The organism is Roseicella sp. DB1501, assembly GCF_013112485.1.
Classification (GTDB): domain Bacteria; phylum Pseudomonadota; class Alphaproteobacteria; order Acetobacterales; family Acetobacteraceae; genus Paracraurococcus.
Genome location: NZ_JABFHG010000002.1, coordinates 284,678 through 310,202, shown reverse-complemented (window position 1 = coordinate 310,202; position 25,525 = coordinate 284,678). Strand labels below are relative to the sequence as shown.

The window sequence follows — 25,525 nt, the reverse complement described above, 5'->3', positions numbered from 1 at the left end:
ATGCCGGCCCGCAGCAGCCGCTCAGCGCCCGAGCGCCGTGTCATAGGCCTCCGCCTGCTCGAGCAGCGTCTGCGCCGTGGCGAGGTCGGCCGGCCGGCCCTCGGCGGGCGGGCAGGCGCTCCGCAGCGCCGCCACCTCGCTGCCCGGCACTGGCGCCCGCGCCGCCCGCAGCCGCGCCAGCACCCGGCCCATCGGCGCCTCGCCGCGGCGGAGCTGGGCCAGCGCCGCCGCGGTCGCCTCCGCGCCGAGGCTGGTGCAGAGCGCGGGCAGCACCCCGAGCCCCTGGATCGGCCAGCCCCGCGGCGCCAGGACGCGCGACCAGGTGACCAGCAGCTCGCCGCCGTTCGGCAGCGGCACCACCGCCTGGATCAGCCCCTTGCCCGTGGTGGCGCTGCCGAGCACCACGCCGCGCCCGCGGTCCGACAGGGCGGCCGCCACGATCTCCGCCGCCGAGGCCGTGCGGCCGTCGACCAGCACCACCAGGGGCACCCCACGGGCGAGGTCCGGCCCGGCCGAGATGTAGGTCCGCGCTGCGTCGGGGTGGCGGCCGCTGGTCCGGGCGACCACGCCATCGGCGAGGAAGGCGCTGGCCACCGCCACGGCCTGGCCCAGCAGCCCGCCGCGGTTGCCGCGCAGGTCGAGCACCACGCCGCGCGGCACGGTGCCGCTGAAGCCCTCCTGCAGCAGCTCCGCCAGCCGGGTGTCGGTGGCGTTGGAGAAGCCGTCGAGCCGCAGCCAGAGGATCTCCTCCTGCCGCCGCGCATGCACCGTCTCGGGCGGCACGGTGCTGCGGAGGAGGTAGGCGTTGAAGCGTCGCCGGCCGCGCTGGATGCGCAGCGTCACCTCGGTGCCCACCGGGCCCTCGAGCAGCGCCGCCGCGGCGGCGAGGTCGCGGGCCGAGAGGGGGGTCCCGTCCACCGCCAGCACCTGGTCGCCGAGCCGCAGCCCGGCCTCGGAGGCCGGCGAATCCGGTGTCAGGCTGGCGATGACCACCGCCCCGCCGCGCCCGGCCGCGAGCCGCAGCCCGAGCCCGGTCTGGCCGATCCGCCGGGCCCGCGCCGCGGTCGCCTCCTGTGGCGTCATGTAGCGGCTGTAGGGGTCGAGGTGGTTGAACAGCTCCTCGAAGCCGCTGCGCAGCATCTGCTCCGGCCCCGCCTGGCGGATCGCCGGGGAGGCGCGCCAGGCGGCGTCGAACATGGCCGCCAGCGCCGAGGCGAGTGCGGGCGCGGCCGCCTCGGGCGGCCCGCTCGCCGGCAGCGCCGGCACCGGCCGGGCGGAGAGCAGCCGGTCGGGGGCGGAGAGCAGCAGGGTGTTGCTCTGCAGCTCGGTCTGCAGGGCAGGATCGATCACCGCCAGGCCGCGCAGGGTCCAGAGGCCGAGCTGGGCCGGGGCGACGAGGTCCAGGTGCCGCTCCAGCACCGCGCCGAGGGCGGTGGCAAGCACCGCCTGCACGCCCTCGCGCGGGAAGCCGCCGGGCTGCGCCGCGGCGGGAAGCGGGCCGAGCAGCAGAAGCAGCAGCAGGATCAGCGGCGCGCCCGTGATCCGGCCCCCGCGGTCCCGGCTTTGGCAGGCCCGGCCTTGGCGCCGCGCGTCCCGCGCTTCGGCGCGGGGATCCCCTGCATCAGGTGGAAGACCATGCCGCCGGTGCGGGGGTTCGCCTCGACCAGCCTCGCCTCCACCGCCTGTCCCAGGGTGAAGGTGAGACCGGTCCGCTGGCCCGACAGCGCATGCCTGGCCTGGTCCTCGGTCCATCGATCGTCCGGCAGCGACGCCAGGGGAAGGATTCCGCTCGCGCCATTCGCCTCTACGGTGACGAACAGACCGAAGCGTGTCACCCCCGAAATACGCGCCTCGAACACCTCTCCGATCCGATGCGACATGAATGCCGCAAGGTAGCGGTCGATGGCGTCCCGCTCGGCGGCGGCGGCGCGCCGCTCGGTCCGGGTGATGTGCTCGCCGGTCTCCGGGAAGCGCGCCGCCTCCGCCTCGGCGAGGCCGTCGCCGCCGAGCGTCAGGCCCCGCACCAGGGCGCGGTGGACCAGCAGGTCGGCATAGCGGCGGATCGGGCTGGTGAAATGCGCGTAGCGGGCCAAAGCGAGGCCGAAATGTCCGATATTCTCGGGGTCATAGGCCGCCTGCGACTGGCTCCGCAGCACCGTCTCGTGCACCAGCCGCTCCTCCGGCCGTCCCTGCACCCGCTCCAGCAGATGCGCGAAATCGGCCGGGCGCAGCCGGTCGGAGGCCGGCAGGGAGAGGCCGAAGGCGTCGAGGAACTGCCGCAGCCCCTCCAGCTTGCGGTCGGCCGGCCGGTCATGCACCCGGTACAGGCAGGGCTGGCCGAGGCGTTCCAGCTCCTCGGCCGCGGCGACATTGGCCGCGACCATGAACTCCTCGATCAGCCGGTGGCTGTCGAGCCGGGCGCGCGGCTCCACAGCCAGCACCTCGCCGTCGGGGCCGAGCCGCACCCGCCGCTCCGGCAGGTCGAGCTCCAGCGTGCCGCGCCGTTCGCGCGCCGCCAGCAGGGAGCGGAAGGCGCCGTAGAGGGCGGCGAGGGTGCCAGCGGGGGGGCCGGCCGGGTCCTCGCCGGCCTCTCGCGCCGCCTGCGCCTGCTCATAGGTCAGCCGGGCGACGCTGGTCATGAGGCCGCGGCCGAAGCGGTGGCTGGTCTTGCCGCCGCCGGCGTCGAAGCGCATCTCGACGAAGAGGCAGCCGCGCGGCTCGCCCGGGCGCAGGCTGCACCAGCCGTTGGAGAGCGCCTCGGGCAGCATCGGCACCACGCGGTCCGGGAAGTAGACGCTGTTGCCGCGGGCCCAGGCCTCGCGGTCGAGCGCCGAGCCGGGGCGGACGTAATGCGCGACATCGGCGATGGCGACGATGACGCGCCAGCCGCTGCCCTCCGGCGCGGCCCAGACGGCGTCGTCGAAGTCGCGGGCATCCTCGCCGTCGATGGTGACGAGCGGGATGTCGCGCAGGTCCTCGCGCCCCTGGGGACTCACGCCCCAGGCGCGGGCCGCCTCCTGCACCGCCTCGGCCGGGAAGATCTCCGGGATGCCATGGGCATGGATGCAGATGAGCGAGACGGACCGCGCCTCGCCCATGCGGCCGAGCCGCTCGACGATCCGCGCCGGGCGCAGGCCGAGCGGGCTGCGGCCGGGCAGGGGCTCGGCGAGGACGATCTCGCCGGGCGCGGCGCCGCCCTCCTCGCCGGGCGGCACCGCCCATTCCGCCTTGTGCCGCCGGTCGGTCGGGATCAGCCGGCCTTCCTCATAGACGCCGAGCAGCCGCGCCGGCCCGGCGGCGCCGATGCGCTTGACCGTCCGCCCCTCGTATTTCCCGCCGCCGATCGGCTTCAGCCGCGCCAGCACCCGCTCCCCGGGCGCGAGCGCCGCCTGGCCGGCCGGCTCGGGGCGCATGTAGATGACCGGCATCCGGCCCTGGCTCTCGGGCTTCCAGCCGAGCGGCCGGGCGATCGGGTCGCCATCCGGATCGGTCCCGGTGACCTCGATCACCGCCATCTCCGGGAGGCGGCCCGGCCGTTCCGCCACGCCCGCGGAGACGCCGCGCCGGCCGGCGGGGAGCAGGCTGCCATCCTCCTTCAGCTCGGCGAGCAGGGCGCGCAGCGCCGGGCGCTGGTCGACCGAAAGGCCGAAATGCCGGACGATCTCGGTCTTGCCGAGCTTGCCCGGGTGCGCGGCGAGGAAGCGCCGCAGTTCCTCCTTCGTCGGCAGGGGCGCGTCCGGCGTCCCGGGGGCGCCGCCGGTCGGGCGGCGGCCCATCTCAGGCCTTGCCCGACCGCTTCGGCGCGGCCGGCGCCTTGCGGGCGGCGGGCTTCGCGGCCGTGGGCTTGGCCGCGGATTTCGCCACGGCCTTGCTCGTTGGGGCCTTCTGCGCCGCCGTGGCGGGTGCCTTCCGGGCCGCGGCCGTCCGCGCCGCCGGCTTGCGGGCGGCGGGCTTCGCCGGCGCCTCCTCCGGCGCCGCGCCATTGGCCGTGGTCCGCTTCGCCTTGCCCTTGGCGGCCGCCCCCTTGGCGCCGGCCTTGCCGCGCGGCGCCAGCGCCTTGCCCTTCTCGGCCAGCAGGGCGACGACCTCGTCCAGCGTCGCCTCCTCCATCGCCAGGTTGCGCGGCAGGTTGGCGACCGTCTTGCCGTGCTGGGCATAGGGGCCGAAGCGGCCCTTGCGGATCTCGACCGGCGCGCCGTCCTTCGGATGCTGGCCCAGCACCCGCACCTTGGCGCGCGCCTTGGCCAGCAGCTCCATCGCCCGGTTCATGCCGAGGGAGAGCACATCGTCCCCGGGCTCCAGCGACTGGTAGACCGAGCCCACCTTGATATAGGGGCCGAAGCGGCCGAGCCCGGCCTGGATCTCCTCGCCGCTCTCCGGATCGCGGCCGATCACCCGCGGCAGGGAGAGCAGCCGGAGCGCCCGGTCGAGGTCGAGCGTGTCCGGGTCCATGTCGCGCGTCAGGCTGGCCCGGCGCGGCTTGGTCGGCTTGCCCTTGGCATCGGTGCCGCCCTCGCCGAGCTGGACATAGACGCCATAGGGGCCGCGGCGGACGGTGACCTGCTCGCCCGTCGCGGGGTCGCGCCCCAGCTCGCGCGGGCCCTCGGTCAGCCCCGTGGTGCCCTCGCCCTCGGCGCCGGGGGCAACGAGGGGGCGGGTGTAGCGGCAGTCCGGGTAGTTCGAGCAACCGATGAAGGCGCCGGTCCGGCCGAGCCGGAGGCCGAGCCGGCCGTTGCTGCAGGCCGGGCAGGCGCGCGGATCCGCGCCGTCGCCGCGCTCGGGGAAGAAATGCGGGCCGAGCTCGGCATCCAGCGCGTCGATGACGTCGCTGATCTTGAGGTCCTTGGTGGCGTCGACGGCCTTCTTGAAGGCGTCCCAGAAGGCGCGCATCACCGCCCGCCAGTCGACCCGGCCGCCGGAGATCTCGTCGAGCTGCTCCTCCAGCCCGGCGGTGAAGCCGGTATCGACGTAGCGCTCGAAGAACTTCACCAGGAAGCTGGTGACCAGCCGGCCGCGATCCTCGGGGATGAAGCGCCGCTTCTCGAGCTTCACATAGTCCCGGTCCTGCAGGGTCTGCAGGATGGAGGCATAGGTGGAGGGCCGGCCGATGCCGAGCTCCTCCAGCTTCTTGACCAGGCTCGCCTCGGAATAGCGCGGCGGCGGCTGGGTGAAGTGCTGGCTCGCCGCGACCTCGCCGCGCTTCAGCGGGTCCCGCTCGCGCATCGGCGGCAGGGTGCGGCTCTCCTCCTCCTCCTGCGCACCGGTGACGAGGCCGGCGCGGGCATCGGCGGCGCGGTCGTCCTCGTCCTCGCGATAGAGCTTGAGGAAGCCGTCGAAGGCGATGACCGAGCCGGTGGCGCGCAGGATGGTCTTCTTCGCCGCATCCGCCACCTCGACCGTGGTCTGGTCGAGCTCGGCCGACTGCATCTGCGAGGCGACGGCGCGCTTCCAGACCAGCTCGTAGAGCCGGCGCTGCCGCTCATCCAGGTAGCGTGCGACCCGCTCCGGCGTGTTGCGCACATCGGTCGGGCGGATCGCCTCATGCGCCTCCTGGGCGTTCTTCGCCTTGGAGATGTATTCGCGCGGCGCGCCCGGCAGGTAGTCGGCGCCGAATTCACCCTTCACATGGTCGCGGATGGCCATGACGGCCTCGCGCGCCATCTGCACGCCATCGGTCCGCATATAGGTAATGAGCCCAACCGTCTCGCCGGCGATGTCGACGCCCTCATAGAGCTGCTGCGCCGTCCGCATGGTCTGCTGCGCGCCCATGCCGAGCTTGCGGCTCGCCTCCTGCTGCAAGGTCGAGGTGGTGAAGGGCGGCGGCGGGTTGCGCCGGACGCGGCGCTTCTCGACCGAGAGGACGGAGAAGGTGCCCGCCTCGACAGCCGCCTTGGCGCGCAGCGCGCTGGCCTCGTCCGGCAGGTCGAACTGCTCGAGCTTCCTGCCGTCGAGATGCGTCAGCCGGGCGGTGAAGGGGGCGCCGACCGGGGTGAGGAAGCGGGCCTCGACGGTCCAGTACTCGCGGGCCCGGAAGGCCTCGATCTCGGCCTCGCGCTCGCAGATGAGGCGGAGCGCGACGGATTGCACCCGCCCGGCGGAGCGGCTGCCGGGCAGCTTGCGCCAAAGCACGGGGGAGAGGGTGAAGCCGACCAGGTAGTCGAGCGCCCGGCGCGCCAGATAGGCATCGATCAGCGGCGCGTCGAGGTCGCGCGGATGCGCGATAGCGTGCTGCACCGCCCGCTTGGTGATCTCGTTGAAAGTGATCCGGTGGACCTCGATGCCCTTCAGCGCCCCCTTGCGGGCCAGCATGTCCTGGACGTGCCAGGAGATCGCCTCGCCCTCGCGGTCGGGGTCGGTGGCGAGGAAGAGCCGGCGGGCGCCGCGGAGCGCCCGGGCGATCTCGTTCACCTGGCGCTCGCCGCGATCCTCGGATTCCCAGTCCATGGCGAAATCCTCCTCCGGGCGGACCGAGCCGTCCTTCGGGGGGAGGTCGCGGACATGGCCGAAGCTCGCCAGCACCGTGAAGTCGCGGCCGAGATACTTGTTGATGGTCTTGGCCTTGGCCGGGCTTTCGACGACGACGACGTCCGTCATGGACTCCACATATCCTGCTTGCCGCGAGCCGAAGCCAGGCCCGCCGCCTCAGCGCCCGTCCTGGCCCCCGGCGAGGAGCGCGACCCGGTTGCCCGGCAACAACTCCACCCGCCCGGCCAGTTCAAGATCGAGGAGGATCGCCTGGATCGCGGAGGGCGAGAGGTGGCAGCGCCGCACCACCTCGTCAACCGCAATCGGATTGGCTCCAAGTAATTCAATCACTTGAGCGGAAGGCGTGGCGGGGATCGGCGAGTCCGCCGGCGCCTCGGCACGGGCCGGCCGCGCCGCGCCGCCCCGTTCCGGCCGTGGCACGAAGAGCGGCGCGGCGCGCGGCGCCGCCGGCAGATGCGCCAGCACGTCCTCGGCCGCTTCCACCAGATGCGCCCCCTGGCGGATCAGGTCGTTGGAGCCGCGGCAGCGCGGGTCGAGTGGGCTGCCGGGCACGGCGAAGATCTCCCGCCCCGCCTCCAGCCCCAGCCGCGCGGTGATCAGGCTGCCCGAGCGCGGCGCCGCCTCCACCACCAGGATGCCGAGGGAAAGGCCGGCGACGATGCGGTTGCGGCGCGGGAAGTGGCGGGCGAGCGGCGCGGTGCCGAGCGGCGCCTCGGCCAGCACCGCCCCGCCCTCGGCGGCGATCCGCGCCTGCAGCCCAGCATTCTCCGGCGGATAGGGCAGGTCCGGCCCGCCGGCGATGCAGGCGATGGTGCGGCCGCGGCGCAGCGCCCCGAGATGCGCCGCGGTGTCGATCCCCCGCGCCAGGCCGGAGACCACGGCGAGCCCCGCCGCCGCCAGCGCCTCGGCGAGGTCCTCGGCCATGCGCCGGCCGGCGGCCGAGGCGTTGCGGGCGCCGACCAGCGCCACGGCGGGCGGCGCCAGGGCCGCCGGATCGCCGAGCAGGGCGAGCACCGGCGGCGCATCCTCCTGCATCGCCAGCAGGGGCGGGTAGGGCGGCTCGCCGGCGAAGAGCAGCCGGCCGCCGAGGCGCTGCAGGACCTCGATCTCCCGTCGTGCCGCCTCCATCGGCGGCACGGCGAAGGGCGCGCCGCGGCGGGCGGCGAGGCGGGGCAGGGCCGCGAGAGCGGCGCCGGCGCTGCCGTGCCGCTCGAGCAGGCGCTGATAGGTCAGGGGACCGATGCCCTCGGTCCGGGCGAGGCGCAGGCGGGCCAGGGCCTCGGCATCCGAGAGGGGCGGCGCGGTCATGGCTGGGTCTCGGTCCGGCACGGATCCCTCGGTCACTGCACCAGGCCGATCCGGCGCGGGCCGCGCCATGTTATGCGATCAAAACGTCAATGTCTTTCTACCGAAAGGAAAAATTCAGCCCTTCTGGCCGATCCGCGGCTCCGTCCCGGCGCGCAGCCGGGCGATGTTCCCCCGGTGCCGCCAGAGCACCAGCGCGGCGATGCCGGCGGCGAAGAGCGCCAGGTCCCAGCGCCCGGCCAGGGCGGCGACGACCGGTGCGGCGAGGCAGGCGGCGACCGCCGCGGCCGAGGAGATGCGGGTGATGGCCACCACTACCAGCCAGACCAGCAGCACCGCGAGGCCGAGCCACCAGGCCGCCGCCAGCAGCACGCCGCCGCCCGTCGCCACGCCCTTGCCGCCCTTGAAGCCGAGCCAGACCGGGAAGGCATGGCCGAGCATGGCGCCGAAGCCGGCGGCGAGGCCGGCCGGCTCGCCCCACAGGCCGGCCGCGATCAGCAGCGCCGCCACGCCCTTCAGCAGGTCGAGCAGCATGGTCGCCGCGGCCAGCCCCTTATGGCCGGTGCGCAGCACGTTGGTCGCGCCGATATTGCCCGAGCCGATCTGCCGGATATCGCCGAGCCCGGCGGCCCGGGTGAGCACCAGCCCCCAGGGCACCGAGCCGAGCAGGTAGCCGAAGGCCAGGGCCAGGGCGAGGATGGGCGCCGGGCTCATCCGAAGACCCGGCGGCCGGCCTTCCAGGTGCCGAGGACGCGGCCCTCAAGCGCCCGGCCGTCGAAGGGCGTGTTCTGCGCCTTGCCCGGGAGCTGACCGTCCTTCACCTGCCAGCCGCGCTCGAGGTCGAGCAGCACCAGATCCGCCGGCGCGCCCTTGGTCAGCCGGCCCACCGGCAGGCCGAGCAGCCGCGCCGGCCGCGCCGTCAGCAGCTCGAGCGCCGCCAGCAGGCCGAGATCGCCGCCATGCACCCGGGCCAGCGTCACGCCGAGCAGGGTGGCGAGCCCGGCCCCGCCCGCCTCGGCCTGGGCGAAGGGCAGGCGCTTGTCGTCGGCGTCGCGTGGCTGGTGGTCGGAGGCGATGGCGTCGATGGTGCCATCGGCCAGCGCCGCCACCACCGCCAGCCGGTCGGCCTCCGGCCGCAGCGGTGGTGAAAGCTTGGCATAGGTCCGCCAGTCGCCGATCGCCGTCTCGTTCAGGTCGAAATAGGCCGGGGCGGTGTCGCAGGTGACACGGAAGCCCCCCGGCACCGCCTCGGCCTTGGCGGCGCGGATCAGGGCAAGGGCGGCGCCGGTGCTGACATGGGCGAAATGCACATGCCCGCCGGTGATGCGGGCCAACGCGATGTCGCGCGCCACCATGATCGCCTCGGCCGCCGCCGGGATGCCGGGCAGGCCGAGCCGGGTCGCCAGCTCGCCCTCGGTGGCGGCGCCGCCGGCGGCGAGGCTCGGCTCCTCCGGGTGCTGCACCACGAAGCTGCCGAAGGCACGGGCATAGGAGAGGGCGAGGCGCATGGTCCGCGCCCCGGCGATGGCCCGCCTGCCATCGGTGAAGGCGACGGCGCCGGCCTCCTTCAGCAGCCCATATTCGGCGAGCTCGCGGCCCTCGCAGCGCTTGGTCGCGGCGCCATAGGGCAGCAGGGTGAGGCTGCCCGTCGCCTCGCCGCGCCGCAGCACGAACTGCACCAGCGCCGGGTCGTCGAGCGGCGGGTCGGTATCGGGCAGGGCGCAGAGGGTGGTGATGCCGCCGGCCGCCGCCGCCGCGGCCGCCGAGGCGATGGTCTCGCGGTGCTCATGCCCCGGCTCGCCGAGATCGGCGCGGAGATCGACCAGGCCGGGGATCAGGCAGAGCCCGGCCGCCTCCACCAGCTCGGCGCCCTCGGGCCGCCCCTGGCCGCTGCCGAGATCCTCGATCCGGCCGTCGCGCAGCAGCAGGTCGCCGGTGGAATCGAGGCCGGAGGCGGGGTCGAGCAGCCGGGCGCCGGCGATGACGAGGTCACGCATTGCGCCGCAGGTCCCGCGCCAGCACGTCGAGCACCGCCATGCGGCAGGCGACGCCCATCTCCACCTGTTCGCCGATCACGCTGCGCTCCGGGTCGTCGGCGATCGAGCTCTCGATCTCGACGCCGCGGTTCATCGGGCCGGGATGCATGACGATGGCATCCGGCCGGGCCACGGCCAGCTTCTCCCGGTCGAGGCCGAAGAAGCGGAAGAACTCGCGCGAGGAGGGGACGAGGCCGCCGGTCATCCGCTCCTTCTGCAGCCGCAGCATCATCACCACATCGGCGCCAGCCAGCCCGGCCCGCATGTCGTGGAAGACCTCGACGCCGAGGCGCGCCGCCTCGGCCGGGATCAGCGTCGGCGGCCCGACCACCCGCACCCGGGCGTTCATCGCCGTCAGCAGGTGGATGTTCGAGCGGGCGACGCGGCTGTGCAGCACGTCGCCGCAGATGGCGACGACCAGCCCCTCCAGCCGCCCCTTGCGGCGGCGGATGGTCAGCGCGTCCAGCAGGGCCTGGGTCGGGTGCTCATGCGTGCCATCGCCGGCATTGATGACGCTGGCGGACACCTTCTGGCTGAGCAGGGCCGGGGCGCCGGACTGGGCGTGGCGCACCACCAGCAGGTCGCAATGCATGGCGTTCAGCGTGGCGGCGGTATCCAGCAGCGTCTCGCCCTTGTTCACGCTGCTGGTCGAGACCGACATGTTGATCACATCGGCGCCCAGCCGCTTGCCGGCCAGCTCGAAGGAGGTACGGGTGCGGGTGCTGTCCTCGAAGAAGAGGTTGATGAGGGTGCGGCCACGCAGCAGGTCGCGCTGCGTCTTCCCCGAGCGGTTCAGCAGGGCGTAGCTCTCGGCGAGGTCGAGCAGGGCGCCGATATGGGGCGGCTCCAGCCCCTCGATGGCCAGCAGGTGGCCGCCGGGCAGGATCGGGAAGGAGAAGGACATCGGGACTCGCGGGCTGCGGCGGGCGGCAAGCTAGCCTCCCCCGTCGGGACGGCCAAGCTGGGGCGGTCAGGCCGCGCCCGGTGCCGGGCGCGTGGCGTCGAGGGCGGATTGCAGGGTCCAGGCCGCGGCCGCCGCATCCACCGCCGCGGCCCTTTTCGCCCGCGTGACATCGGCCGCGATCATCGCGCGGTTCACTGCCGCGCTGCTCAGCCGCTCGTCCCAGAGCGCGACCGGCAGCCCGGCCGCCTCGCCGATCGCCATGGCCCAGTCCTTCGCCGCCTGCGCCGCCGGGCCGAAGGAGCCGTCCATGCCGAGCGGCAGCCCGACCACCAGCCCGCCCGCCCCCTCCTTGCCGGCGATGGCCGCGACCTCGGCGGCATTGGCCTTCAGCTTGCCGCGCTTCAGCGTGCCATAGGGGCTGGCCAGCATCAGCAGCACGTCCGACAGGGCGACGCCGATGAGCCGGCTGCCGGGATCGAGGCCGATCAGCCGCTGGCCACGGGGCAGGGCGGCGCGTAGCGCGGGGAGGGGCAGGACGGGCATGCGGGCTCTATAGCAAGGTTGCTGGCCGCACCCTCCTGACCGGCGCCGCGCTCAGGCGGTGTTGCCGAGGGCCGCGGGCGGCGGCGAGCGCCTCTCGGCGCCGGAGCCGGGATCGGCATGGGCCGATGCCGGGGCCGGATGCGCGGCCTGCGGCCCCGGCCGGTGCGGCCGGCTGAGGATGACCGAGCGGGTCGGCACGGCGATCTCAATGCCGAGCTCCTGGAAGCGGCGCTTGATGCGGCGGTTGAACTCGCGTTGCACGCCCCAGCGGCCGGAATCGGTGCATTTCATCTGGCCGAGCACGGTCGCCGTCGCGCCGTCCACTTGGTCGACGCCCCAGAGGGCGAAGTCGTCGAGGATGTTGTTGCGGAAAGCCGGGTCCTCGCGCAGCGCGGCGCCGATCTCCTTCAGCACCTCGCCGACGCGGTCGGTGTCCTCGCCGAAGGCGACGGTGACCGAAACCGCGGCATTGCCGATGCCGCGATTGGTGTTGGTGACCGTGCTGACGGCGCTGAAGGGGATGACATGCACCGAGCCGTCGCCGGCGCGGAGCCTGATGGTGCGCACCGAGAGCGCCTCCACCGAGCCGGAGAGGCCGGAGACCGTCACCCAGTCCCCCACCTGCATCGTGTTCTCGAGCAGCAGGAAGATGCCGTTGATGACGTCCTGCACCAGCTTCTGCGAGCCGAAGCCGAGGGCGACGCCGATGATGGAGGCGCCGGCCAGCAGGGGAGCGATGTTGACGCCGAGCTGGCTGAGCGCGGTGAAGCCGACGACGATCACGATCGCCGTCAGCAGCGCGGTGCGCAGCAGCGGCAGCAGGGTGCGCAGCCGCGTCGCCCGGGCGTAGTCGCCCTGCGCCACCATGCCGTTGATCTGGTGGTCCATCCAGGCGATGGAGCATTCCCAGATCACCACGGCGATGACGATGGCGATGGCGATCAGCAGCAGGGTATGGGCAAGGCGCTCGCCGAGGCGCCCGTCCTGGAACCAGGCCAGGACATCGACGCCCCAGACCTGCAGCACCGCGAGCCCGGCGATGATGCCGAGCAGCAGCGAGACGCCGCGCCGCAGCAGCGGGTAGTAGCGGTTGGCCCGGGCCTCCAGGAAGGGCAGCTGCGCCGTCTGTTCCGGCTTCAGGCGGAAGACCCGGTCGAGCATGCCGAGGATGGCGATGATCGCCAGCCGCGCCAGGGCCAGCACCACCAGCGTCACGCCGAAATAGCGGAAGAGCAGGCTGTAGCCGTTGCGGATCTCGAGCGCCCAGACGAACCAGACGGCGATCAGCAGCACGATGGCGATCACGTGCCAGGTCGCGGCGAGCCAGTTGCGAGCCGCCGAGACGGCGGTGTGGCGGCCGGCCGGGGCAGCGATCCAGGCCGCCACGCCCTTGCGCGACTGCAGGATGACCACGATCAGCAGCAGATGGTTGGCCAGGATCACCAGCTTGGCCAGCGTCTCATAGGCCGAGGGCGCGAGGCCGAGGATGCGGGCGATCTCGAGCACCGCCATGCCGTAGACCGCGACGCGCGAGACGCGGCCGAGCCAGACCTCGATATAGGTGGCGGTCTCGTCGGTGACGTTGAAGAGGCGCAGCAGGGGCTGCCGCGGCGAGACCAGGGCGCGGCCGGCCGCCATGACGATGTGCTGCACCACATAGGCATTCACGGCGGTCAGGATGACGAGGCGGGGCACCCAGCCGGCCTCGATCGGCGTCGCCAGCATGAGGTTGCCCACGGCGGCGAAGATGCCGATCGGGATCAGGTCGAGCAGGAGGCGGAGCAGGACCAGCGGCAGGCGGCGGAGGAAGCGCAGCTCGCCGGCGCTGACGATGGCATCGCCCGGACCCTGCCCATTTCCCTGCCCGTTTCCCTGCCCGGCCTGGTGCTGCGCCGCCGGCAGGGCGGCCCCATGGCTTGCCGCCAGGGCGGTCCCATGGGCGGCCCGGTGGCGCTCGACCGAGGCCTGGGCCGATCGCTCGATCATGCGGTGCGGCCGGCGCAGGGCGCGGCGGGCCACCCATTGCGCGAGCCAGGCGAGCAGCAGGACCAGGGCGAGCTTCCAGCCGGCATCAAGGGCGGCCGCCTGGGCGGCCGGGTTCTGCGCCGCATGCAGGATGGAGGCCCAGACCAGGGGCAGGTCGGCCAGGGTGCGGCCGGTGATGGCGAGCTGCCCCGCCATGCTCCGCAGCCAGGCGGAGCTGGTCTGGATGAGCTGCCCGAGGACGCTGTCCGAGGTCAGCGAGACATGGTCCGGCTGCGCTGGCGGCGCCTCGGCCGCGGGCGCGGCGGTCGCCGGGGGGGCGCTGGCTGCAGGGGCGCCGGCTGCAGGGGCGCTGGCAGCCGGTGCAGCGGCGGCCGGGGCCGCTGGGGCGGCGGCAGGCGCAACGGGAACCGGCGCCAGGCGAGCGATGGCGTCGAGGGCGGTCAGCACCTCGCGCAGCCGTGTCGGGTCGCGCAGCAGCTCGGCGGCCTGCCGGGCCTCCTCGGGCGCCAGCCGCGTCGCGGCCGTCGTTGTCGTCACGGGGGCGGGGGCGGGGGTGCCGGCCGGCTGCGCTCGACCCGGCGCGGCGAGGCCGAACAGGCCGAGGAGGAGGGCGGCCGCGGCCATGATCCGCAGCCCGGCCCCGGCCGGGCCGGCGGTCGTGCCGCCCATGCGCCGGATCCTCGGTGATGCCTGGTGGGAATGCGGGACCATCATCCAGCCGGTCGTCCTTCTGCCTGGTTCGATGTGTGGAGACGGTCCGGCAGCCGGGCAGGGAGCCGGGCCGGCCGGTGCCGCCGGCGCATGGGCCGGGATCGCCGCCTCCCGCGAGAGGCATATCGCGGCGCAAAAAGGCCCCAGGCCGAGCCGGGTTGCAACCCTGGCGGAGCGGGACGGCTGCTCCCACCCTCTTGACTTCGGGCCGCCCAGTGGCTTCCTCGCCTGCTATCGCCACATTCCGTCGCCAGGTTGGCCGTCGCCAAGCTGGCGCCAAGCTGGGGTCGCTTCCCGAATATGTCGCTCGATACCGAGACCGTCCGGCGCGTCGCGTCGCTCGCCCGCATCCACCTGGAGGAGGCGGAGGTCGCGCGCCTGCAGGGCGAGCTCAACGGCATCCTCGCCTGGATCGAGCAATTGCAGGCGGTGGATACCAGCGGCGTCGAGCCGATGGCCGGCGGCGGCGCGACCAGGCTCCGCATGCGCGAGGACGTGGTGACCGATGGCGGCATCGCCGAGGCGGTGCTTGCCAATGCGCCCGACCGCGCCGGCGACTATTTCGCCGTGCCGAAGGTGGTCGAGTGATGCAGCCGACCGATTTCTCGCTGCGCGGCGCGATCGAGGCGCTGAACGAGGGCCTCGTCAGCAGCGTCGAGCTGACCCGGGCGCATCTTGAGGCGATCGAGGCGCTGAACCCGCGCCTCAACGCCTATGTCACCGTGTCGGCGGAGCAGGCGCTGGCGCAGGCCAAGGCGAGCGACGAGCGCCGGGCCGAAGGCATCGCCGGGCCGCTCGAGGGCATCCCGCTCGCCATCAAGGACCTGTTCTGCACCGCCGGCACGCGGACCACGGCCGGCAGCCGCATCCTCGGCAATTTCGTGCCGCCCTACGAGAGCACGGTCAGCGGCAACCTGCTGCGCGACGGCGCCGTCTTCCTCGGCAAGGTCAATCTCGATGAGTTCGCCATGGGCTCGTCCAACACCACCAGCGCCTTCGGGCCGGTCGAGAATCCGTGGTCGCGCGCCAACGATCCCGATACGCGGCTGGTCCCCGGCGGCTCCTCCGGCGGCTCGGCGGCGGCGGTCGCGGCGCGGCTCGCGCTCGGCGCCACCGCCACCGATACCGGCGGCTCGATCCGCCAGCCCGCGGCCTTCTGCGGCATCGCCGGCATCAAGCCGACCTATGGCCGCTGCTCGCGCTTCGGCATCATCGCCTTCGCCTCCTCGCTCGACCAGGCGGGGCCGGTGGCGCGCAGCGTCGAGGATTGCGCCATCCTGCTGCGCTCCATGGCCGGCTTCGACCCGAAGGACAGCACCAGCGTCGATGTCCCGGTGCCGGATTTCGCCGCCGCCTGCGCCCGCGGCGTCAGGGGCCTGCGGATCGGCGTGCCGAGGGAGTACCGGCTGGAGGGCATCCCGGCCGAGATCGAGCGGCTCTGGGACCAGGGGCTGCAATGGCTGCGCGACCAGGGCGCCGAGACGGTCGAGATCAACCTGCCGCATACCAGATACGCCCTGCCGACCTATTACATCGTGGCGCCCGCCGAGGCCTCCTCGAACCTCGCCCGCTATGACGGCGTGCGCTACGGGCTGCGCGAGGCGGCGCCGGACAGCGACCTGCGCGACCTCTACGAGCGGACGCGGGCGGCCGGCTTCGGGCCGGAGGTGCGGCGGCGGATCATGATCGGCACCTATGTGCTGAGCGCCGGCTATTACGACGCCTACTACCTGAAGGCGCAGAAGATCCGGGCGCTGATCAAGCGCGACTTCGACCAGGCCTTCCAGGGCGTCGATGCCATCGTCACCCCGGCGACGCCCTCCGCCGCCTTCGGGATGGACGAGAAGCAGGACGACCCGGTGACGATGTACCTGAACGACGTCTTCACCGTGACGGCGAACCTCGCCGGCCTGCCGGGCCTCGCCGTGCCGGCCGGGCTCGACGCGCAGGGGCTGCCGCTCGGCCTGCAGGTGATCGGCCGGGCCTTCGATGAGGAGACGGTCTTCACGGTGGGCGCGGCCCTCGAGACGGCGGCGGATTTCCGCGCCGTGCCGGGGCTGCGCGCGGGGGCGGTGTGACGCCGGCGACGGCTGCCGGGCCCACCGATGGCGGCCCGGCCCGGGTCCTTTCCCCGGCCCTGTCGCTGGACGCGAGCTTCCGCCATATCCGCGAGGCCGCGGCGTCGCGGCGCTATGTCAGCTATGGCGAGCTCGCCCTGGCGAGCGGCCTGTCCTGGCAGGCGGCGCGGCGGCGCATGGATCCGCATCTGTACGACCTGTGCCGGCGGGCGACGGAGCGCGGCTGGCCGCTGCTCTCGGCCATCGTGGTGGACAGGCAGAGCGTCCCGCACGGCGCCATGCGGGGGCGGCCGCTGATCGGCTTCGCCCGCGCGGCGGAGCGGCTGGGGCGCATCGTGGGCGGCGATGCCGCGGAATTCCTGGCCGAGGAGCAGCAGCGCGTCTTCGCCTGGGCAGAGAAGGAACGGGATCATGTCCTTCACGCTTGAGGGCCGCAGCGGCCCCTGGGAAATCGTCGTCGGGCTCGAGGTGCATGCCCAGGTGACGAGCGAGGCCAAGCTGTTCAGCGGCGCCGCCACCGCCTTCGGCGCGGCGCCGAACAGCCAGGTGAGCTTCGTCGATGCCGGCTTCCCCGGCATGTTGCCGGTGATCAACGGCGAATGCGTGGCGCAGGCGGTGCGGACCGGCCTCGGCCTCAAGGCGCAGATCAACCTGTGGTCTCGCTTCGACCGCAAGAACTACTTCTATGCCGACTTGCCGCAGGGCTACCAGATCAGCCAGTACGCGCATCCGATCGTCGGCGAGGGGCGGATCGAGATCGAGCTGCAGGACGGCAGCACGAAGACCATCGGCATCACCCGGCTGCACCTCGAGCAGGATGCCGGCAAGAGCCTGCACGACCAGCATCCGGGCAAATCATATATCGACCTGAACCGCTCGGGCGTGGCGCTGATGGAGATCGTCTCCGAGCCCGACATGCGCAGCCCCGAGGAGGCCGGCGCCTATCTCACCAAGCTGCGGCAGATCCTGCGCTATCTCGGTACCTGCGACGGCAACATGGACGAGGGCTCGCTCCGCGCCGATGTCAACGTCTCGGTCCGCCGGCCGGGCGAGGGCTACCGCACCCGCTGCGAGGTGAAGAACGTCAACTCCATCCGCTTCGTCATGCAGGCGGTGGAGGCCGAGGCGCGGCGCCAGATCGAGGTCTGGGAGGAGGGCGGCACGGTCGAGCAGGAGACCCGGCTCTTCGAGCCGGCGCGCGGCATCACCCGCTCCATGCGCTCCAAGGAGGATGCGCATGACTACCGCTACTTCCCCGATCCCGACCTGCCACCGCTGGTGCTGGAGGCCTCCTGGGTGGAGCGGCTCAAGGCCAGCCTGCCCGAACTGCCGGACGAGCGCCGCGCCCGCTACGTGGCCATGGGCCTCTCGCCCTACGACGCGCATGTCCTGACGCTGGAGAAGGAGACGGCCGCCTATTTCGAGGCGGTGGCGAAGGGCCGTGACGCCAAGATCGCCGCGAACTGGGTGATGGGCGATCTCTTCGCCGCCATCAACCGCACCCGCACCAGCATCGCCGCGCCGCCGGTGAAGGCCGAGCATCTCGGCGTGCTGCTCGACCTGATGCAGGACGGCACCCTCTCCGGCAAGCTGGCCAAGGAGGTGTTCGAGGCGATGGTGGAGACCGGCAAGTCGCCTGGCGCCATCGTCGAGGAGCGCGGGCTGCGGCAGGTGACGGATGCCGGCGCGATCAAGCGCATCGCCGCCGGCGTGCTCGAGGCGAATGCCGGCAAGGTGGCCGAGTACAAGGCAGGCAAGGAGAAGCTGTTCGGCTTCTTCGTCGGCCAGACCATGAAGGCGATGCAGGGCAAGGGAAACCCGGCCCTGGTGAACGAGGCGGTGAAGAAGCTGCTCGGCTGAGCCGCCGCGGGGAGGCCGCCGCGCGGCCTCTCCTCGCCGTTCCGTGGCGCCATCTCCCGTCGGGGGCCGGGAGGCGACGCGGTGGCGGCTTACGCCAGCGCGGGCAGGCCCGGCTCGGCCTCGCGCGCCATGGAGGGGATCAGCAAGGCATCGGCCAGGGCCCAGGTGCCCGTCGCCACGAAGCCGAGCAGGCCAAGGCCGCTCCAGATCAGGGGAATGGAGAGCAGGCTGATCGCCGCCATGCCGGCGCCCGACAGGCCGCGGCCGAGATAGATGCGATGCAGGCCAAACAGCCCGCAGAACGCCAGCAACAGATAGGCAAGCCCGACCGATTTCCGGCGCGCGCCGGGCAGCAAGACCGCACTCATGACAAGCATCCCCCGACCACCGCGAATCGTGCCCCTCACGTCGCGACGCCAGGGAGGACGCTGCTGCACCATCGCGCGAAAGGGAAGGTTTTTCATGCCACTGCGGGAGGTTGCTGCGACGCCGTGGCCGCAATGCAACGAAATGCCGCCCGAAGGGTCTGTGGATGGGGGCTTCGCCGGGCCGCGTTCGGCGATAGGCTGGCTGGAGTGTGATCGCCCGAGGTGGACTCACCGGAGGCGAGACCCACGCGATCAAACAACGACCGAGACCATGGTCCGTGAACTCAGTTGAACGGATCATGGTCTCGGGAAAGACGTCCGCGGGAGCCCCTGATGATCGACCTCTACACCTGGAACACGCCGAATGGCCGCAAGATCAGCGTCGCGCTCGAGGAGATGGGCCTGCCCTATCGGGTGAAGCCGGTCGACATCACCAAGAACGAGCAGTTCAACCCGCATTTCCTGAGCATCAGTCCCAACAACCGCATCCCGGCGATCATCGATCCCGAGGGGCCGGGCGGGCAGCCGATCTCGGTCTTCGAGAGCGGCGCGATCCTGATCTACCTCGCCGAGAAGACCGGGCGCTTCATGCCGCGCGACCTGCGGGCAAAGGTGCCGGTGCTGGAATGGCTCATGTGGCAGATGGGCGGCTTCGGCCCGATGCCGGGCCAGGTGCACCATTTCCTCATGCAGCCCGAGGGGCCGGCGCGCGACTACGGCGTCAAGCGATATCATGCCGAGACGAAGCGGCTCTACGGCGTGCTCGACCGGCGGCTCGCCGGGCGCGACTACGTGGCGACGAAGGGCGAGCCGAGCATCGCGGATTTCGCCATCCTCGGCTGGGCCTGGCGGCATGAGCGGCACCAGGTGCCCTTCGACGACCTGCCGAATGTCGGCGCCTGGTACGCCCGGATGATGGCCCGCCCGGCGACCGCGAAGGGGTTCGAGGTCGCCCTGTCCTGACCGACCGCTGCTGCCCGGCCTGGATTGCCAGGGAGAGCGTTTGACGGCCGGGCACGCCGCCTGTAAGAGGCGCGCTGCATACGTCGTGGGCCTGTCACTTCTGCGGAGGGGTGGCCGAGTGGCTGAAGGCGACGGTTTGCTAAACCGTTATAGGGGGTCAACCTCTATCGTGGGTTCGAATCCCATCCCCTCCGCCATCCGGCGAGGGATCTCAAGCGGTTAGACCCTCTCCGCGCGGAAACCCGCAATCCGGTCCATGGCCTTCGCCGATGCTGGCCGGCATCCCGCCATTGTCGGGCCGCGGCTGCGGCGTGATCATCCCCGTCCAGACGGGGGAGGGGCCGATGATCCAAGCCGTGATCGGCGACACGCCACGGCGCCGCGAGGATCAGCGCTTCCTTACCGGCCTCGGTGCCTATCTCGACGATCTTGCGGTCGAGGGCCTAGCCCATGCCGCCATCCTGCGCTCGCCGCATGCGCATGCCATCATCGCGCGCATCGATGCCGCTGCGGCCCGCGCTGCGCCGGGCGTGCTCGCCGTGCTGACCAGCGCCGAGGCGCGGGCGGATGGGCTGGGGCCGCTGCATCCGACCGTCGAGACCAACCTGCAGACCGGCGAGCGGCTCGCCTTCCTGCCGCAGCCCCTGCTCGCCGAGGGCAAGGTCCGGCATGTCGGCGAGCCGGTGGCGCTGGTCGTCGCCACCAGCCGGGCCGCGGCGCTCGATGCGCTCGACCTCCTCGAGGTGGAATACGAGGCCTTGCCGGCCGTCACCACCGCCCGGGCGGCGCGCGCCCCGGATGCGCCGCGCCTCGCCGAGGAGGTGCCCGGCAACACCTGCCTCGACTGGCGCTGGGGCGACCACGGGGCGGTGGCGGCGGCCTTCGCGCGCGCGGCGCACCGGGTCTCGCTCCGGCTGCACAGCCAGCGCATCGTCACCAGCCCGATGGAGCCGCGCGGCGTGATCGGCGCCTGGGATGCGGCGGCCGGGCGCTACACCGTCCACCTCTCCAGCCAGAACATCCATGCCAATCGCGACCAGGTCGCGCGGGCGCTCGGCGTGCCGCCCGCCGCGGTGCGTTTCATCGCGCCCGATGTCGGCGGCGGCTTCGGGGCGAAGAATTTCGCCTATGCCGAATACGCGCTGATCCCCTGGGCGGCGCGCCGGCTGGGGCGTCCGGTGAAATGGATCGCCACGCGGTCCGAGACCTTCCTCAGCGATCACCAGGCGCGCGACCACCTGGCGGAGGCGGAGCTTGCCCTCGATGCCGAGGGCCGCTTCCTCGCGCTGCGGGTGACGAGCGACGCCAATCTCGGCGCCTATCTGATCGGCGGCATGGCGGGCGTGCATACCAGCCAGTACGTCCATCTGCAGGGCACGGTCTACGCCATCCCGGCCATCGCGCTGCATGTCCGCGCTGTGCTGACCAATACCGTGCCGGTCGGCGTCACCCGCTCGCCCGGCTTCGCCGAGACGATCGGCATCATGGAGCGCCTCATCGATGCCGCGGCGCGGCAAGGCGGCTTCGACCGCGCCGCCTTGCGGCAGCGCAATTTCACGCCCGCGGCGGCGATGCCGATGACGAATGCCCTGGGCTTCTCGGTTGATAGCGGCACCTTCCGCGAGACCTTCGACATGGCGCTCGCCCTGGCCGACCTGCCCGGCTTCTCGGCCCGGCGGGCGGCGAGCCAGGCGCGGGGCCGGCTGCGCGGCCTCGGCTTCGCCTGCCACATCAAGGGCACCGGCGGCGCGCCGCGGGAGAATGTCGAGATCCGCTTCGAGGCGGACGGCACGGTCGCGCTGCTCACCGGCACGCAGGCCATCGGCCAGGGCCACGAGACGACCTTCCCGCAGGTCCTGGCCGACCGGCTCGGCATCCCGCATGCGGCGATCCGGCTCCGCCAGGGCGATACGGACCTGCTGCCGCTCGGCGGCGGGCATGGCAGCTCCCGCGCCACCTATATGGGCGGCAGCGCCATCTGGCGGGCGGCGGAGGAGATCGTCGCCAAGGGCAGACAGGTCGCCGCGGCGGCGCTGGGCGGCGAGGAGGCCAGGCTCCGCTTCGCCGACGGCATCTTCACCCTTGCCGGCAGCAACCGCAGCATCGGCCTGCTGGAGGTCGCGGCCCTGGCGCGCCGGGCCGGCACCCCGCTCGACACCTATCACCTCTGGACGCGCGAGCAGATGACCTTCCCCAATGGCACGCATGTGGTCGAGGTGGAGATCGACCGCGAGACCGGCGCGGCAGCCCTGGTCCGGCACGCGGCGGTCGACGACTACGGCGTGCTGGTCAATCCGCGCATCGCCAGCGGGCAGGCGCACGGCGCGGCGGCGCAGGGCGCCGGCCAGGCGCTGCTGGAACAGGCGGTGCACGATGCGGCGGGGCAGCCGCTCGCCGGCTCCTTCCTTGACTACGCCCTGCCGCGGGCCGGCGACCTGCCCGGCTTCACGCTTGCCTTCAACCCGTCGCGCTGCACCACCAACCCGCTCGGCGTGAAGGGCGCCGGCGAGGCCGCGCTCGGCGGCATCGTCCCGGCGATCGAGAATGCGATCCTCGACGCCCTGGCGCCGCTCGGGGTCACAGGCTTCGACGGCCCGGCCACGCCCTGCCGCATCTGGCAGGCCATGCGCGGCGCGGCGCCGTGAGCCGGCGGGCCCGCCCGCTCAATCGAACGCCAGGTCCCAGCCCAGCCACTCGCACAGGCCGCGCCCCATGACGAGTTCGAGGTCGCGCCCGGTCAGCCAGGGCAACTCCTCGGTGAAGAAGGTCACGCATTGCCGGTAGCTGCAGGGCATGCGGGTGATGTCGGTGCCCCAGAAGAAGCGCTCCGGCCCGAAGGCGTCGAAGATCCGGTGCAGCCCGTCATGCAGGTTCCGGTAGGGATAGGGCTGCGTCGAGTAGTGCGGCGCGCCCGTCGCCTTCACGGCGACATTCGGCAGCCGCGCCAGGGCAAGCAACTCGTCCAGCCTGGCGAAGGCGGCCTCGTCCTGCGCGGTGCGCACCAGCCCGCAATGGTCGATGATGAGCTTGAGGTTGGGATGCGCCTCGGCGATGCGGCGGAACTCCGGCAGGAACAGGCCCGCCATGGTGGCGACCGGCAGGCCCTCGCGCTCGGCGGCGGGCCAGAGCCAGTCGAGGGTCCCGTCGCGCAACCAGGCCTGCTGCTCGGGCGTCAGCAGGGCCCAGCGCAGGCCGAGCATGCCGGGCTGGTTCTTCCAGCCATGGATGAGCCTGCGGTTCTCCGGCTGGTCCGGCGGGAACTGGCCCATGACGGCGAAGCGGTCGGGGTAGCGGCGCGCCGCCTCGACCGCCAGGGTGTTCGAGTCTGGGTCCCAGCTTCCGGGCGGATGGATCAGCGCCGCGTCCACCCCCGCCGCATCCATCTCCCGCAGCGCCTCCTCGGCGGTGAAGGCCGACACCTTGCGGTGCAGCCCGGATGGCGTGCCGCTGGACCAGATATGGATCTGCGCATCGACGATCTTCATTCCCGTTCCTCCCCCGAGCGCAGACCCGCCGCCTTCGGGGGCCTGGCGCCGCGGCACCGCATGCTGCCGGCGTCGCGGCCCGGCCGCCAGCCGCCCTACCCCTGCGCGGCGCGGGTAGGGGACCGGGGGCAGCCGGGCTGGAACGGGTCCGGTTCGGAAGCGGATGGCAGAGGCTGATCAAGAGTCGACGCCCATGCGCATGCGCCGCAAGGCGGGGGAGGGGCCGTGGACCGCGGCCGCGGGTCCGTGCTCAAAGGCCCTGGACCATGATCCGCTCACGCAGGGTCGCGGATCATGGTCCAGGCCATTGTTTGATCGCGTGATTCACGCTTTTCGGTGACTCCACCTCAAGCGATCACGCTCTAGCTCTTGCCTTGCCCTCCTCAACTTATCCAAGGATCAGCGATGCTCAACGGCCCGGTGCGCCGCCCCCTGTCGATGTTGCGCGAATTCCTGGACAGCGAGGCCGCCGGCGGCCTGATCCTGATCGGCGCCGCCATTCTCGCCCTGCTGCTCGCCAACTCGCCCCTGGCGCCGCAATACGGGGCCGCGCTGCATGCCAGGATCGGCCCGCTCAGCCTCGAACACTGGATCAACGATGCGTTGATGGTGCTCTTCTTCCTGCTCGTCGGGCTGGAGATCAAGCGCGAGTTCCTCGAGGGCCAGCTCGCCAGCTGGCCGCGCCGCGCCCTGCCGGGGATCGCCGCGGTGGGCGGCATGGTCGTACCGGCGCTGATTTATGCCACCTTCAACTGGCAGCACCCGGACACGCTGCGCGGCTGGGCCATCCCCACGGCGACGGATATCGCCTTCGCGCTCGGCGTCATCTCGCTGCTCGGCGACCGGGTGCCGAGCTCGCTGAAGGTCTTCCTCGCCGCTCTCGCCATCATCGACGACCTCGGCGCCGTCCTGGTTATCGCCGTCTTCTACACGGAAGACCTCTCGCTGCTTGATCTCGGCCTCGCCGGGATCGTCCTCGCGGGCCTGATCGGGCTGAACCGCGCCGGGATGCGGCGGCTCTGGCCCTATCTCCTGCTCGGCCTGCTGCTCTGGCTGCTGGTCTTCCGCTCCGGCGTGCATGCGACGATCGCCGGCGTCGCGCTGGCCATGACCATCCCGCTGCAGGGGGGAGGCGGCCAGAAGGATGCGATGCGGAGCTCGCCGCTGCACCGGCTCGAGCATAGCCTGCAACGGCCGGTGGCCTTCGTCATCGTGCCGATCTTCGGTCTCGCCAATGCCGGGTTGCCCCTGGCCGACCTCGGCGCTGATGCGCTGACCGCGCCGCTCACCCTCGGCGTCGGCCTCGGCCTGCTGGTCGGGAAGTTCATCGGCGTCCTCGGCAGCGCTGCGCTGGTCATCCGGCTCGGCCTCGCCAGCCTGCCGATGGGCGCGAGCTGGCCGCAGATGGCCGGCGTCGCCCTGCTCTGCGGCATCGGCTTCACCATGAGCCTCTTCATTGGCATGCTGGCCTTCGAGGAGACGCCGGAGCTGCTCGGCGAGGTCAAGCTCGGCATCATAATCGGGTCGCTTCTCGCCGGGCTGGCTGGCTGGACCGTGCTCCGCCTCGCGCAGCGGAAGATCACCCCGCCCGGAGATCGCCGGGCGGGCATTCATCGCTGAGGAGGGCGCCATGCGTCGTCGCCAATTGCTGCAGGCCGGCCTGCTCGCGCCCTGTCCCGCCCTGGCCCAGGCTTCCCGGCCGGTGCGGCTGGTCCTGCCCTTTCCGGCCGGCGGACCGACCGATGCGCTGGCGCGGCTGATGGCGCCCTTGCTGGCCGCCCGGCTGGAGCAGCCGGTGGTCGTCGACAACCGGCCGGGCGGCGGCGGCGTGCCGGCCACCGAGCATGTCATGCGCGCCGCGCCGGACGGGCTGACGCTGCTCTTCACCACCAACAGCACGCATTCGACCGGGCCGGCGCTGCAGACGCATCTGCCCTACGATCCCGAGCGGGATTTCACGCCCATCGCGCTGCTCGCCAAGAGCCCGAATCTGGTGCTGGTCGCGCCGGCCGTGCCGGCCGAGGGGCTGACGCAGTTCGTCGCCTGGGCGCGGGCCAATCCCGGCCGGGTGAATTTCGGCTCCTCCGGCACCGGCACCATCCCGCATCTCACCGGCGAGCTGTTCAACCTCCTCACCGGCGCCGGGATGGTGCATGTGCCCTATCGCGGCACCGGCGGCGTCTATGCCGAGCTGCGACGCGGCGATGTGCACGCGCTCTTCGACCCGCCCCTGACCGCGCTGCCGAATGTCGCATCGGGATCAGCGCGCGCCCTCGCAACGACCGGGGCCGCGCGCACGCCGCTGGCGCCGGACCTGCCGACGGCGGTGGAGGCCGGCGTGCCAGGGTTCGTGGTCGAGACCTGGTTCGGCCTGTTCGCGCCCGCCGCCCTGGCGGCGGCGCAGCAAGGCCGGCTGGTCGCGGCCTTGGAGGGGGTGCTGGCGGATGAAGAACTACGCCGACGCCTGCTCGGCCTCGGCGCCGAGGCGGCCTGGGGCGGGCCGGAGGTCCTGACCGCGACGGCGCGCACGGACCGCGAGCGGTGGATCAAGGTCGTCCGCGATGCCGGGCTGCGGCCGAACGATTAGAGCGGATCGCGGCCCTGCAGCGGATTGCGTCCAATCTTGAACGCATTCCGCTGTAGCCTTTTGTTTTCAGAGCAGAGTCACACGTCTGGGCGTTCATGCCCTCCCGCGATCTGCTCTGGGTTGCATGCCAGAAAAAACTGTGACCACGCATGCAGAATTGCCGAATGCTGAGGCATCCTCGGCATCGCGCGACGACGGCATCGCGGCAGCGTG

19 protein-coding genes and 1 tRNA gene are annotated in these 25,525 nt (G+C 72.7%); 9 read left to right on the top strand and 11 right to left on the bottom strand.

Going from position 1 to position 25,525, the window contains the following annotated elements:
* Nucleotides 1–21 precede the first annotated feature (21 nt).
* The 9 genes from HJG45_RS04805 to HJG45_RS04765 form a co-directional block, all read right to left on the bottom strand.
* Nucleotides 22–1,443, bottom strand: a complete 1,422-nt coding sequence (locus HJG45_RS04805; RefSeq protein WP_171610949.1) for a S41 family peptidase — start codon at nucleotides 1,441–1,443, stop codon at nucleotides 22–24.
* Between the two features lie 80 nt (nucleotides 1,444–1,523).
* Nucleotides 1,524–3,776 (bottom strand): ribonuclease R, encoded by a 2,253-nt coding sequence (gene rnr, locus HJG45_RS04800; protein WP_171610948.1) that lies wholly within the window; start codon nucleotides 3,774–3,776, stop codon nucleotides 1,524–1,526.
* A 1-nt stretch (nucleotide 3,777) separates the two neighbouring features.
* Nucleotides 3,778–6,594: a type I DNA topoisomerase gene (gene topA / locus HJG45_RS04795; protein WP_171610947.1), complete on the bottom strand. Its 2,817-nt coding sequence runs from the start codon at nucleotides 6,592–6,594 to the stop codon at nucleotides 3,778–3,780.
* Between the two features lie 48 nt (nucleotides 6,595–6,642).
* Nucleotides 6,643–7,794: a DNA-processing protein DprA gene (dprA, locus tag HJG45_RS04790; RefSeq protein ID WP_217362819.1), complete on the bottom strand. Its 1,152-nt coding sequence runs from the start codon at nucleotides 7,792–7,794 to the stop codon at nucleotides 6,643–6,645.
* A 114-nt stretch (nucleotides 7,795–7,908) separates the two neighbouring features.
* On the bottom strand, nucleotides 7,909–8,505 hold the full coding sequence (gene plsY / locus HJG45_RS04785) for a glycerol-3-phosphate 1-O-acyltransferase PlsY (RefSeq protein ID WP_171610945.1): 597 nt from the start codon (nucleotides 8,503–8,505) through the stop codon (nucleotides 7,909–7,911).
* Complete coding sequence (gene pyrC / locus HJG45_RS04780) at nucleotides 8,502–9,788, bottom strand: dihydroorotase (protein ID WP_171610944.1); 1,287 nt, start codon at nucleotides 9,786–9,788, stop codon at nucleotides 8,502–8,504. Before pyrC ends, plsY begins: the two co-directional genes overlap by 4 nt.
* Nucleotides 9,781–10,731: an aspartate carbamoyltransferase catalytic subunit gene (locus tag HJG45_RS04775; RefSeq protein ID WP_111470317.1), complete on the bottom strand. Its 951-nt coding sequence runs from the start codon at nucleotides 10,729–10,731 to the stop codon at nucleotides 9,781–9,783. Before HJG45_RS04775 ends, pyrC begins: the two co-directional genes overlap by 8 nt.
* 66 nt (nucleotides 10,732–10,797) lie before the next feature.
* A complete protein-coding gene (gene ruvX / locus HJG45_RS04770) occupies nucleotides 10,798–11,274 on the bottom strand; it encodes a Holliday junction resolvase RuvX (protein ID WP_171610943.1) in 477 nt (158 codons plus the stop codon).
* Between the two features lie 51 nt (nucleotides 11,275–11,325).
* Nucleotides 11,326–13,929 carry a mechanosensitive ion channel domain-containing protein gene (locus tag HJG45_RS04765; RefSeq protein WP_217362818.1) on the bottom strand — a complete coding sequence of 868 codons (2,604 nt, stop codon included), beginning with the start codon at nucleotides 13,927–13,929 and terminating at the stop codon, nucleotides 11,326–11,328.
* A 342-nt stretch (nucleotides 13,930–14,271) separates the two neighbouring features.
* On the opposite strand from HJG45_RS04765, the gene gatC reads away from it, so the two are divergent.
* The 4 genes from gatC to gatB are packed head-to-tail and all read left to right on the top strand — an operon-like array spanning nucleotide 14,272 to nucleotide 17,909.
* Nucleotides 14,272–14,559: an Asp-tRNA(Asn)/Glu-tRNA(Gln) amidotransferase subunit GatC gene (gatC, locus tag HJG45_RS04760; protein WP_171610942.1), complete on the top strand. Its 288-nt coding sequence runs from the start codon at nucleotides 14,272–14,274 to the stop codon at nucleotides 14,557–14,559.
* Nucleotides 14,559–16,049 carry an Asp-tRNA(Asn)/Glu-tRNA(Gln) amidotransferase subunit GatA gene (gatA, locus tag HJG45_RS04755; RefSeq protein ID WP_171610941.1) on the top strand — a complete coding sequence of 497 codons (1,491 nt, stop codon included), beginning with the start codon at nucleotides 14,559–14,561 and terminating at the stop codon, nucleotides 16,047–16,049. Before gatC ends, gatA begins: the two co-directional genes overlap by 1 nt.
* Nucleotides 16,046–16,477, top strand: a complete 432-nt coding sequence (locus HJG45_RS04750) for a hypothetical protein (protein WP_171610940.1) — start codon at nucleotides 16,046–16,048, stop codon at nucleotides 16,475–16,477. The genes gatA and HJG45_RS04750 overlap by 4 nt, the downstream gene beginning before the upstream one ends.
* Nucleotides 16,461–17,909 carry an Asp-tRNA(Asn)/Glu-tRNA(Gln) amidotransferase subunit GatB gene (gene gatB, locus HJG45_RS04745; RefSeq protein WP_171610939.1) on the top strand — a complete coding sequence of 483 codons (1,449 nt, stop codon included), beginning with the start codon at nucleotides 16,461–16,463 and terminating at the stop codon, nucleotides 17,907–17,909. The genes HJG45_RS04750 and gatB overlap by 17 nt, the downstream gene beginning before the upstream one ends.
* Before the next feature lie 89 nt (nucleotides 17,910–17,998).
* On the opposite strand, the gene HJG45_RS04740 is transcribed toward gatB, so the two are convergent.
* Entirely contained in the window at nucleotides 17,999–18,373 is a 375-nt protein-coding gene (locus HJG45_RS04740) for an NINE protein (protein ID WP_217362817.1), read from the bottom strand.
* Nucleotides 18,374–18,610: 237 nt separating this feature from the next.
* Here HJG45_RS04740 and HJG45_RS04735 point away from each other — a divergent pair, with 237 nt between their 5' ends.
* The 3 genes from HJG45_RS04735 to HJG45_RS04725 all read left to right on the top strand — a co-directional run bounded on the left by HJG45_RS04735 (nucleotide 18,611) and on the right by HJG45_RS04725 (nucleotide 21,885).
* Complete coding sequence (locus HJG45_RS04735; RefSeq protein WP_171610938.1) at nucleotides 18,611–19,240, top strand: glutathione S-transferase family protein; 630 nt, start codon at nucleotides 18,611–18,613, stop codon at nucleotides 19,238–19,240.
* Between the two features lie 104 nt (nucleotides 19,241–19,344).
* Nucleotides 19,345–19,437: transfer RNA gene (locus HJG45_RS04730), tRNA-Ser, on the top strand.
* A gap of 147 nt (nucleotides 19,438–19,584) precedes the next feature.
* Complete coding sequence (locus HJG45_RS04725) at nucleotides 19,585–21,885, top strand: xanthine dehydrogenase family protein molybdopterin-binding subunit (protein WP_171610937.1); 2,301 nt, start codon at nucleotides 19,585–19,587, stop codon at nucleotides 21,883–21,885.
* An 18-nt stretch (nucleotides 21,886–21,903) separates the two neighbouring features.
* On the opposite strand, the gene HJG45_RS04720 is transcribed toward HJG45_RS04725, so the two are convergent.
* Nucleotides 21,904–22,725 (bottom strand): amidohydrolase, encoded by an 822-nt coding sequence (locus HJG45_RS04720; protein WP_171610936.1) that lies wholly within the window; start codon nucleotides 22,723–22,725, stop codon nucleotides 21,904–21,906.
* A 405-nt stretch (nucleotides 22,726–23,130) separates the two neighbouring features.
* Between HJG45_RS04720 and nhaA the strand changes: the two genes are divergently transcribed.
* Together nhaA and HJG45_RS04710 are read left to right on the top strand one after the other, a co-directional pair.
* Entirely contained in the window at nucleotides 23,131–24,345 is a 1,215-nt protein-coding gene (gene nhaA / locus HJG45_RS04715; RefSeq protein WP_171610935.1) for a Na+/H+ antiporter NhaA, read from the top strand.
* A gap of 10 nt (nucleotides 24,346–24,355) precedes the next feature.
* Nucleotides 24,356–25,312 carry a tripartite tricarboxylate transporter substrate binding protein gene (locus HJG45_RS04710; RefSeq protein ID WP_171610934.1) on the top strand — a complete coding sequence of 319 codons (957 nt, stop codon included), beginning with the start codon at nucleotides 24,356–24,358 and terminating at the stop codon, nucleotides 25,310–25,312.
* Nucleotides 25,313–25,525 lie beyond the last annotated feature (213 nt).

Coding starts and splice junctions, on each gene's coding strand:
- HJG45_RS04735 (WP_171610938.1), top strand. CDS start 18,611: ATGATCGACCTCTACACCTGGAACACGCCGAATGGCCGCAAGATCAGC.
- gatC (WP_171610942.1), top strand. CDS start 14,272: ATGTCGCTCGATACCGAGACCGTCCGGCGCGTCGCGTCGCTCGCCCGC.
- gatB (WP_171610939.1), top strand. CDS start 16,461: ATGTCCTTCACGCTTGAGGGCCGCAGCGGCCCCTGGGAAATCGTCGTC.
- HJG45_RS04710 (WP_171610934.1), top strand. CDS start 24,356: ATGCGTCGTCGCCAATTGCTGCAGGCCGGCCTGCTCGCGCCCTGTCCC.
- HJG45_RS04765 (WP_217362818.1), bottom strand. CDS start 13,929: ATGGGCGGCACGACCGCCGGCCCGGCCGGGGCCGGGCTGCGGATCATG.
- HJG45_RS04720 (WP_171610936.1), bottom strand. CDS start 22,725: ATGAAGATCGTCGATGCGCAGATCCATATCTGGTCCAGCGGCACGCCA.
- dprA (WP_217362819.1), bottom strand. CDS start 7,794: ATGACCGCGCCGCCCCTCTCGGATGCCGAGGCCCTGGCCCGCCTGCGC.
- gatA (WP_171610941.1), top strand. CDS start 14,559: ATGCAGCCGACCGATTTCTCGCTGCGCGGCGCGATCGAGGCGCTGAAC.
- topA (WP_171610947.1), bottom strand. CDS start 6,594: ATGACGGACGTCGTCGTCGTCGAAAGCCCGGCCAAGGCCAAGACCATC.
- plsY (WP_171610945.1), bottom strand. CDS start 8,505: ATGAGCCCGGCGCCCATCCTCGCCCTGGCCCTGGCCTTCGGCTACCTG.
- rnr (WP_171610948.1), bottom strand. CDS start 3,776: ATGGGCCGCCGCCCGACCGGCGGCGCCCCCGGGACGCCGGACGCGCCC.
- pyrC (WP_171610944.1), bottom strand. CDS start 9,788: ATGCGTGACCTCGTCATCGCCGGCGCCCGGCTGCTCGACCCCGCCTCC.
- HJG45_RS04775 (WP_111470317.1), bottom strand. CDS start 10,731: ATGTCCTTCTCCTTCCCGATCCTGCCCGGCGGCCACCTGCTGGCCATC.
- HJG45_RS04740 (WP_217362817.1), bottom strand. CDS start 18,373: ATGAAAAACCTTCCCTTTCGCGCGATGGTGCAGCAGCGTCCTCCCTGG.
- ruvX (WP_171610943.1), bottom strand. CDS start 11,274: ATGCCCGTCCTGCCCCTCCCCGCGCTACGCGCCGCCCTGCCCCGTGGC.
- nhaA (WP_171610935.1), top strand. CDS start 23,131: ATGCTCAACGGCCCGGTGCGCCGCCCCCTGTCGATGTTGCGCGAATTC.
- HJG45_RS04725 (WP_171610937.1), top strand. CDS start 19,585: ATGATCCAAGCCGTGATCGGCGACACGCCACGGCGCCGCGAGGATCAG.